At 57.3% G+C, this 9,100-nt stretch carries 7 protein-coding genes and 6 tRNA genes; 5 read left to right on the top strand and 8 right to left on the bottom strand.

What is annotated here, in order from left to right; translation table 11 throughout:
- Positions 1 to 71: 71 nt before the first annotated feature.
- Positions 72 to 1,070 (bottom strand): LysR family transcriptional regulator, encoded by a 999-nt coding sequence (locus EJA71_RS17985; RefSeq protein WP_158958957.1) that lies wholly within the window; start codon positions 1,068 to 1,070, stop codon positions 72 to 74.
- Between the two features lie 90 nt (positions 1,071 to 1,160).
- Between EJA71_RS17985 and EJA71_RS17980 the strand changes: the two genes are divergently transcribed.
- The 3 genes from EJA71_RS17980 to EJA71_RS17970 all read left to right on the top strand — a co-directional run bounded on the left by EJA71_RS17980 (position 1,161) and on the right by EJA71_RS17970 (position 3,288).
- Positions 1,161 to 1,787: an alanyl-tRNA editing protein gene (locus tag EJA71_RS17980; RefSeq protein ID WP_158958955.1), complete on the top strand. Its 627-nt coding sequence runs from the start codon at positions 1,161 to 1,163 to the stop codon at positions 1,785 to 1,787.
- 90 nt (positions 1,788 to 1,877) lie between these two features.
- Complete coding sequence (locus EJA71_RS17975) at positions 1,878 to 2,648, top strand: 2OG-Fe(II) oxygenase (protein ID WP_158958953.1); 771 nt, start codon at positions 1,878 to 1,880, stop codon at positions 2,646 to 2,648.
- Position 2,649: 1 nt separating this feature from the next.
- Positions 2,650 to 3,288: a LysE family translocator gene (locus tag EJA71_RS17970; protein ID WP_158958951.1), complete on the top strand. Its 639-nt coding sequence runs from the start codon at positions 2,650 to 2,652 to the stop codon at positions 3,286 to 3,288.
- Positions 3,289 to 3,339: 51 nt separating this feature from the next.
- On the opposite strand, the gene EJA71_RS17965 is transcribed toward EJA71_RS17970, so the two are convergent.
- Positions 3,340 to 4,752 (bottom strand): saccharopine dehydrogenase C-terminal domain-containing protein, encoded by a 1,413-nt coding sequence (locus EJA71_RS17965; protein ID WP_158958949.1) that lies wholly within the window; start codon positions 4,750 to 4,752, stop codon positions 3,340 to 3,342.
- A 309-nt stretch (positions 4,753 to 5,061) separates the two neighbouring features.
- Between EJA71_RS17965 and EJA71_RS17960 the strand changes: the two genes are divergently transcribed.
- Complete coding sequence (locus tag EJA71_RS17960) at positions 5,062 to 6,801, top strand: dipeptidase (RefSeq protein WP_158958947.1); 1,740 nt, start codon at positions 5,062 to 5,064, stop codon at positions 6,799 to 6,801.
- 131 nt (positions 6,802 to 6,932) lie between these two features.
- Here EJA71_RS17960 and EJA71_RS17955 read toward each other — a convergent pair.
- The 6 genes from EJA71_RS17955 to EJA71_RS17930 form a co-directional block, all read right to left on the bottom strand.
- Positions 6,933 to 7,008: transfer RNA gene (locus EJA71_RS17955), tRNA-Gly, on the bottom strand.
- A gap of 2 nt (positions 7,009 to 7,010) precedes the next feature.
- Positions 7,011 to 7,086: transfer RNA gene (locus tag EJA71_RS17950), tRNA-Glu, on the bottom strand.
- 57 nt (positions 7,087 to 7,143) lie between these two features.
- Positions 7,144 to 7,219 (bottom strand) — tRNA-Gly (locus tag EJA71_RS17945).
- 3 nt (positions 7,220 to 7,222) lie between these two features.
- Positions 7,223 to 7,298 (bottom strand) — tRNA-Glu (locus tag EJA71_RS17940).
- A 104-nt stretch (positions 7,299 to 7,402) separates the two neighbouring features.
- Positions 7,403 to 7,478 (bottom strand) — tRNA-Gly (locus tag EJA71_RS17935).
- A gap of 2 nt (positions 7,479 to 7,480) precedes the next feature.
- A tRNA-Glu gene (locus EJA71_RS17930) sits at positions 7,481 to 7,556 on the bottom strand.
- A 384-nt stretch (positions 7,557 to 7,940) separates the two neighbouring features.
- On the opposite strand from EJA71_RS17930, the gene EJA71_RS17925 reads away from it, so the two are divergent.
- Positions 7,941 to 8,699, top strand: coding sequence for a hypothetical protein (locus EJA71_RS17925; RefSeq protein WP_178113718.1), 759 nt, complete (start codon positions 7,941 to 7,943; stop codon positions 8,697 to 8,699).
- The last annotated feature ends 401 nt before the right edge of the window (positions 8,700 to 9,100 follow it).

The raw sequence follows: 9,100 nt of genomic DNA, 5'->3' as shown, positions 1-9,100 counted from the left end.
CAGCCTTCGGCAGCTCCTGCATTGACCGCGTATGTAGGAGCTGCCGAAGGCTGCGATCTTTTGCTTTTGCGCTACAACAACCCCTCGCTTTCAGGTAGCTCGTACGCCATCGCGGTGTTACTTGCATTGCCCGGCTTACCGGGTTTACTCAGGGTCGGTTCCTTCTCCAGGCACTCCACCAGAAAATCGATAAACACCCGCAACTTCGGCGGCAAGTACCGGGTGGGCGAGTGCAACAGCCAGAGCCCGCCGTGGTAAGACGCGAGGAATGTCCAGTCTGGCAGCACCTGCACGATCAACTTTTGCTCCAAGGCATAACGCGCCGTGAAATACGGCAGGCTGCCGATCCCGATGTGCTGCAATACCGCGCCCAAACGCACGCCTGTGTGATTGGCGGCATAGCGACCGCGCACGCCAACCGTCACTGCTTTGCTGCCCTTCTTGAATTTCCAGCGCGCATCGCTCGGGGTTTCGCCCAGATAAATGCAGCTGTGATTGAGCAGATCATGCGGGTGAGTCGGCGTACCGTGTTCGGCCAGATATTGCGGCGTCGCGCAGAGCAAGTGATCGATGGTCAGCAATTGGCGCCCGACCAATCCCGCCGGTGGCCGGTCGGTAATGCGAATCGCCAGGTCGACATGATCGTCAATCAAATCGACCTGCCGGTCTTCCAGCAATAACTCGACATCGACCTTGGGATATCGCCGCAGAAACTCCGGCATATGCGGATGAACCACAAAGCGCCCAACCGCTTTCGGCACGCTGACCCGCACCAGCCCTTCCGCTTCGTGAGTGAACTGGCCACTGATTTCCATCACCGATTTCGCGGCGCTGACCATTTCCTGACAACGCTTGAACACTTCCTCACCGCCGTCGCTCAAGCGCAGTTTGCGCGTGGTGCGTTGCAGTAATCGCGTGGCCAGGGCTTTCTCCAGCCGCGAGATGCTGCGGCTGATCGCCGATGGCGATGAGCCGAGTTGCCGAGCCGCTTCAGAGAAGCTGCCCGTCTCGACGACCTTGACGAAAATCGCCATTTCACCCAGCAATGGCAACGGCAGATTGATGCTCACAGCGCACAAGTCCTTTGATGTTTGAACGGATTATCACGTTATTGCACGATTCATATAATAAAAATAGAAACTTTCCCAAGGGCATCGAATATGACGCTTCGCCTGTTTTTCCGCAGCGATGACCTCAAGGCGAACGTGGAAGTCCTCGACTGCACGCCCCACGAGAATGAATTTGCCGTCGTACTACGCGCCACGTTGTTCCATCCGCAGGGTGGCGGTCAGCCTTGCGATACCGGCTGGATTGGCGAAAGCCGAGTGCTACGCGTGGTGCAGGAGCCGGATCGGATCGTGCATTTCGTCGATCAACCGGTAGCGCTCGGCATGACCTGCATCCGCATCGATGAGGATCGCCGCCGCTTCAACACCCGCATGCATTCGGCCGGCCATCTGATTGGCCATTTCGTTCAGGCACTGGGCTGGACGCCGATCAAGGCGCACCACTGGCCGGACGAAGGCCGGGTGCAATTCAAACCCGGTGATGCCGCGCAGGAAGTCGAGGCAGAAACCGTTCAATACGGCATTGACCAGTGGATCGAACACGATCTGCCCCGCCTGACCTCGCTGCGCGAAGGCGCGCGGGAAATCGGTTTTGGTGAACTCCCGGCCTATGGCTGTGGTGGCACCCATGTACGCAGCCTGAAGGATCTGGGCACAGTCACGATCGCGTCCCTTTCACAGAAGAAGGGCACGCTGTCCGTCCACTACAGCGTGGATTGAGCATTTCGGACGCTGCCTTGCGCGGCGTCCGGCGCCGGGGGAACCGCACTCGCCGGTTCCGTTGACTATCGATAGATGGACCTAGACAACATGATGCTAGACGTCGAGCGTCTCGATGAGACGTGCATAAAAAAACTGGCCAACGAAGAAGTCCTCGCCATTCGCGTCAAAGGCTTTTTGCCCCAGCCGCTGGCGATCGAAATTGGCGACAAGATTCTTGCACCGGGCTTTGAGGGCTACATCAATGCCCCGAGCATCGGGCGCATCGGCATGGCGTTTTACGAGGCGGAAAACCAGCCGCTGCTGATCGAAGACTACTTCGAGCGCGCCACTCGCAACATCGCCGAGCTGCGTCATCGTTGCGCGCCCTACGCTTCGCCCGTCGACACTCTGCGTTGCATGCTCGACGAATCCTGGCCCGCCGGTGCGCATCTGGAAAAGCTCTACGGGCGCAAGATGTATGTCGGGCTTTCGCGCGTAGTCAAACCCGGCGTGTGCTTTCTCGCCCACCACGACATCTTCGCCAAAGACGCCCCCGACAGCTTCCAGGCCCGCAGTCTAGAGGCGCAGTTCGCCTGCAACGTCTACCTGAATATGCCCACCGAAGGCGGCGCCTTGCAGATGTGGGATGACGACATCACGCCGGACCAGTTCGACGAGATGCGCGGCGACAGCTATGGCATCGACCCAGCGTTACTCGGCGCGCCAGCCCTTGAAGTACGGCCGGAGCCGGGCGATTTCATCATGTTCAATTCGCGCTGCATGCACTCGGTGACCCCGGGCGTGGCGGATCCGCGCTTGAGCCTTTCTTTCTTTGTCGGCTATCGCGGCAATGCTTCACCCCTGACTTTCTGGAGCTGAGATGTATTCGAATTACCTGGGCGAGTTTCTGGCGCTGGCCACCATCCATTTTCTCGCCGTGGTCGCTCCCGGACCGGACTTCGCCGTGACCATTCGTCAAAGCGTGCGCTTCGGACGGTTAGTAGGAATTTGCACAGCGCTGGGCATCGGCGCGGGGATTTCCGTGCATGTTTTGTATACGCTGCTCGGCGTCGGCGCGTTGATGCACACCACACCGTGGTTGCTGACCGTGGCCAAAGTGGTCGGCGGTGCTTACATTTTGTACCTCGGTGTCAGCCTGATTCGCAGCAAGCCGAAAACCACCCTCGAAGGCGAAAAAGCTGCGGACGAACCGCTGGTTGAGCAATCGCTGTTCAAGGCGTTCAGCACCGGTTTCCTGACCAACGCCACCAACCCCAAAGCCACCCTGTTCTTTCTGGCGATCTTCACCACGATCATCAGCGCCACCACGCCCCTGCAAATCCAGGCGCTCTATGGTGTGTGGATGTGTTTTGTAAACGCGTTGTGGTTCGTCATCGTCGCGCTGTTTTTCTCCAGCAACAAAGTGCGCCTGCTGTTTATGCGCATGGGCCACTGGTTCGAGCGCAGCATGGGCGTGATTCTGATCCTGTTCGCCGGACGCTTGGTGCTGTCGATGTGAGTGCCTGCGAAACCAGCCCGCCAGTCGATATGGCGGGCTACCCGCGAGACATCACGCGATGCGAAATTGCTCGAACTGCCACTGATCGATCGCCTCGGGTTCGCAGCGCAACAAGTGGGTCGGACAGTCCGTTGGACGCCAGTCCGTCTGGATCCCTGTCAGCGTGCCGAGGTACGGTCTAGCCAATTGCAGAATCTCTTCGTGATCCATTTGCTCCGCCTCGACGATGCCTCTGTCGGGATGCCGGACCGCCCAGATGATGCCGGAAAGCACGCCGGCAACCACTTGCAGACTGGTTGCCGTGTTGAAGGGTGCCACGGCCCTTGCTTGATCCACAGTCAACAGCGATCCATACCAATAGGCATTTTTCGCGTGCCCCATCAACAACACACCCAGCGCATCGACGCCACCACGAGCGATCTCTGCACACATGATCCGTTGCCTGGCCTGCGGCCGCCACCCTTGCCCGATCAGTTCATTGATCGATAGCAACGCGTCATCGCAAGGGTGATAGGCGTAGTGCACGGTAGGACGATAGATCACCTTTCCGGACTTTTTCACCGTTAGAAAATCCGCCGTTGAAACGGTTTCGTGATGGGTGATCAGCAAGCCCAGGCACGCCCCGCCTTCGGGGGTCCAGGTTTTTACTTGCACGCTCGCCCCCGGACGATCCAGGTAAATGGCATTACCCGATCCAAACAGATGCCGCTTGGCGTCTGCCGGCCAGGTTTTCTCATGGGTGCCCAGCGACAGCTCTGCAGCCTGGCGCCCCTCACTCAAAAAACCATCGACTGACCAGGTATTAACGAATTCATCCGGCCTTTTGATACGGCGGGAACGTTGCGTGTCTCTTTCGGCGACATGGATGACTTTCACGTCCATTTCCATCGCCAGCACGGCCCAATCCACGCCTGCTCGCGTCTTGGGCACAGGGGTTTTCAACTCCTGCGCCAGGCACATCAAAGCCTCTTTGAGAAAATGAGAGATCAAACCCGGATTGGCGCCATGCGCGATAACCGCCGTAGGGCCTTGGTCGAGCAACTCACGCAAGCGCAGCATTTGATGACGCATTGCGTAATTTGTACGTTCGGACAGTGACAAGGAGGGGTTTTCATACCCGCCTTCCCAAGGTTCGACACAGGTATCGAGGTACAACATCCCGCCGGTGGCGCAGTAGCTGACCAAATCGATCGAGCTGACATTGACCGATAAATTGACCAGAAAATCACCAGCCTTAAGCAGACTGTCAAGAATCAGCCTGTAGTTTTCCGGGTTCAGGGCGCACCTGACCAAGGTAATGCCCTGTGCTTCGAACCACTCCGAGCCCTCAAGAACCGGCGCTACGACCACCACGCTATTGACGTTGATTTCGTGCTGCTCAAGCAGTAACGGCAGAACTGCTTTGGTTATTGAGCCAAATCCGACGAACACGAAATTCCCTGTGAATTGAAATTGACCGTCCATTGCCTGCCTCCCGTGCATGCTTGCACATTGATGCATTGCCTCCCGCTCCCGGGCTCAGCTTCTGTATGCGCCAGTCAAAAACACCTGTCTACTGTCAACATTGACAGGTAGTGACTGGGAACAATTCTCACTGACAAAGAATGCTGGCTTGGCTCGGTTTGTTTCGTTTGTGCGCCTCTTTTGCATTTCTGTGCGACAGATCAAGTTTCAAGGCTCCCTTGGCACACGTTCGCGGTGTTAGTTTGCAAAACGTTTCTGACGCATCCGACAGAAACGTCCTTCCCACTGTCTGCAAGGAATGCCTGCGTAATGGATTTCTCCCTCAAGCAACTGGCCGCCGCTACCCTGATGCTCGCCAGCCTCGCGTCATTCACCAGCGCCGCTCAAGCCAACATCACCCCACAGCAGAGCGCGGTCATCCTGAAATCCTTCGACGACAAAAACGTCACGGACTTCCGCGAGTTTTTGAGCAGCCTGGCCAAGAGCGACATCGCCAAAAGCGACAATCTCGGTCCAGCCATCAGCACTTTTCTCGACAACAAAACGCTGAATGCCGAACAGCAGAACGAAATTCATCGCCTGCTGGGCATTTACACCCGCGTGAGGTACGGCAAAGCCGCGCTGGAAACCCTGCGCGAACTGGTCGAGATCCCAACCTTCCAAAAAGAAGGTGTGGCTCAGCACGACAATCCTGAATTCATCAAGATCGCCGCCAAGATCAAAAGCCTGGCCGAGTCGTTCAACCTGAACTTTCGCAACGTCGATAACCGCGTCTACGAAATCTCCCTCGAAGGCCAGGGCGACGAAGTCGTCGGCATCCATGCCCACGCTGACGTGGTGCCCGTGACCCCGGAAAACTGGGTGCTGAAGGACGGCACCAAGCTTGATCCGTTCAAGGTCACTTTGATTGGCGACCGCATGTACGGCCGCGGCACCGAGGATGACAAGAACGGTATTGTCGTCGCGATGTACGCCATGAAGGTGATCAAGGAAGAGAAGCTGCCGCTGGCGCGCAACTTCAAGCTGCTGGTCGACACCACCGAAGAAACCACGGGTGACGCGATCCCTTATTACTTCGAGAAAAACCCGACGCCGGCCTACAACATGGCATTGGACGGTGGTTACCCGGTCGTGATTGCCGAGAAAGGCTACGGCACCGTGATGGCCAAATTTGCCAAACGCACCGCTGAAGGCAAAGGCGCAGAAATCACTTCGATGACCGGCGGCCTGGCGACCAACCAGATTCCATCGGCGTCCGTCGTCACCCTGGTGACCGACAAACCTGCCGAACTGGCAGCCAGCCTGCAAAAGGCCGGGACTGAATTCGCCAAACACAATGGCGGCAATTTTGAAGTCGCTGCCAAGGTTGATGGCAAAGACGTCAGACTGACGGTGACCGGCGTGTCTGCGCACTCCTCCGAACCGGAATCCGGTGTTAATCCGGTAGCGCGCATGCTGGTGTTCATCAACAGCCTCGATGGCAAAATCGCCCTCAAGCACAACTCGTTCACCGACGCCGCTCGCTACGCCGCCGACAATTGGGGCCTGGATTATCTGGGTAAAAAACTCGGTGTGGGTTTCTCCGATGATTTCATGGGACCGCTGACCACTTCGCTGACTTACGTCGGCGAGGATGACAACGCGTTCAAGCTGGCGGTGAATCTGCGGGTGCCGAAGGGCAAATCCCCGGAAAAACTCAAGGCTGAAATCGCCGACAAACTGAGCGCCTGGACCAAGAAAACCCAGGTTGCCGTAGCATTCGATTACTCGGTCGCCGAACCGATGTATCGCAACCCGGAAGGTGAATGGGTCAAGGCGCTGCTGGCGGTGTCCACGGAAAACCTTGGCATGAAACACGAGTTCGGCACCTCTGCCGGCGCCACGTCGGTTCATGAATTGCCTAACGGCGTGCAATTTGGCCTGGCGCGTCCAGAAGTGAAATACACCGGGCACACCGATGGCGAGTTCAAGACCGTTGACCAGTTCTTGCTGGATCTGCAGATCGTCACTGAAATGATGGGCCGCATCGGGCAATTGCCGAAGTTGTGAGCCATCGTCGAACCCGGCCAGCGCCGGGTTCAGCGACAAAAAAAGGACCCGCGAGGGTCCTTTTTTATGGGCGCGACAAATCGCGCACAAACAAAAACGCCGATCATCACTGATCGGCGTTTTTGTGAATTTGGAGCGGGAAACGAGACTCGAACTCGCGACCCCGACCTTGGCAAGGTCGTGCTCTACCAACTGAGCTATTCCCGCAATGGCGTCCCCTAGGGGACTCGAACCCCTGTTACCGCCGTGAAAGGGCGGTGTCCTAGGCCACTAGACGAAGGGGACACAGGCTACAACTTTCACTAATAAAAACGCCGCTCACTGAGCGGCGTTTCTAGAATTTGGAGCGGGAAACGAGACTCGAACTCGCGACCCCGACCTTGGCAAGGTCGTGCTCTACCAACTGAGCTATTCCCGCAAATGGCGTCCCCTAGGGGACTCGAACCCCTGTTACCGCCGTGAAAGGGCGGTGTCCTAGGCCACTAGACGAAGGGGACACGCTACCCGGAACACATGGTGTGTGTTTCGGTGTCCAGATCCGCCTCCGAAGATTTGGTTCTGGTTTCACTCAGCACCGCCCGAAAGCACTGCTGTTTAAAATTGGAGCGGGAAACGAGACTCGAACTCGCGACCCCGACCTTGGCAAGGTCGTGCTCTACCAACTGAGCTATTCCCGCATTGGCGTCCCCTAGGGGACTCGAACCCCTGTTACCGCCGTGAAAGGGCGGTGTCCTAGGCCACTAGACGAAGGGGACACACTACAACATTCACTCCCTGCCGCGCTTCGCTTTGTGCTTTACGCTGCAAGTGGCGCGCATTCTATGGATGGATTGAGAGGTCGTCAACCCCCAGATATAAATTTATTTAAATCAATGACTTCGCCCTGCTTTACGGGAGCAATCGGGGTTTTCCTTCGCCCAGTCCTTGACGCCTATATTCCGACACTCGCCAAGACGTTATAGTCCACCGCTCAGTGATGGCAATCTGCATATCAAGCGCCAGCATTCATATAAGCAGCACGCGGCCGATACAGATTGAACCAGCCGATCCAACTCGTCGAGCGGCGCTAGGCGCCTAAATGCCCAGCCACTACACTCGCGTGCGAACCCTATAAAGAGGTCTTACCGGTGACACCACTCATGATCACCCTGCTCGTCGTAGCCGGGATCGCAATCCTGATCGCCATTGGCTACATGAACCATGTAGTGGAAGCCAACAAACTGGAGAAGGCCCGCACCAAAGTCGAACTCAACGATCGCCTGCGTCGCTGCGGCGAACTGACGGAAACCTTCCCCGGTCAGTTCATGACCCCTGCGCTCAAGCTGTTGCTGACGCGTCTGGAACTGAACGTCTGCCAACGTTTGCTGAACCTCGAAAAAACCAGCGCCACCACCAAAGCCCGCATCACCGAACTGAGTGCAATGGTCGCCCAAGGCGAATCGATCCCGGTCAACAACCCGCCGGCACCGATCATGACCGAGGCCAAGGCCAAAGACGTACGCTTCCTGCTAGAAGCCCTGCACGGCCAGATCACCCGCGCCGCCCACGACGGCTTCCTGCCACCGAACGAAGCCAAACACTGGGTTCGCGAAGTCCGCCACATTCTGGTACTGCTGCACATCGAATTCTTCAACAACCTCGGCCAACAGTCCCTGCAACAAAACCAACCCGGCCAGGCCCGCCTCGCCTTCGAACGCGGCGTGCAATACCTGCGCAAACAGCCAGACCCGCAGATTTACGCCGAACAACTGCAATACCTGGAAAAACTGCTGGCCCGCGCCAACGCCCAGGTCATGGACAAAATCGCCCCGGCCGAAGGCGACGAAAACCAACTGACCGCCGGCCTCAAAGATGTAGAGGCGGATGCAGACTGGAAGAAAAAAGTGATTTACGACTGATAGTCGATGCTGGAAAAGGAGCCACCGCAGAGGTGGCTTTTTTGTGGGTGGCAGATGGGGATCAGGTAGAGGGAAGACCGCTATCGCGAGCAGGCTCACTCCTACAGTTTAACTGGGTATATCTCATAGAGATGAGTCGCCTGCCAGACCGCCATCGTCAACAGGGCTAACTCCCACAGTTTGAGCGCATACATCCTGCAAAAACTGGTCGGCTGTCAGGCCGCCATCGCTGGCAAGCCACACAGTTTTGATTTGCGAACACCCCATGCGGCAAAGCCGCCCCACTCAACACAATGAGCGCAAGCTCGAGTACCGCTTTTGATCTTAGAGCCCGTCGGCAGGCTGAGTGGAGGGATTGATCCGGGCGTGGGAGCGCAGCGACCGTTTGGCGCAGCCAAACA

This window comes from Pseudomonas sp. PB106 (assembly GCF_009764645.1).
Lineage (GTDB): Bacteria > Pseudomonadota > Gammaproteobacteria > Pseudomonadales > Pseudomonadaceae > Aquipseudomonas.
This window is presented reverse-complemented; position numbering and strand designations above follow the sequence as displayed.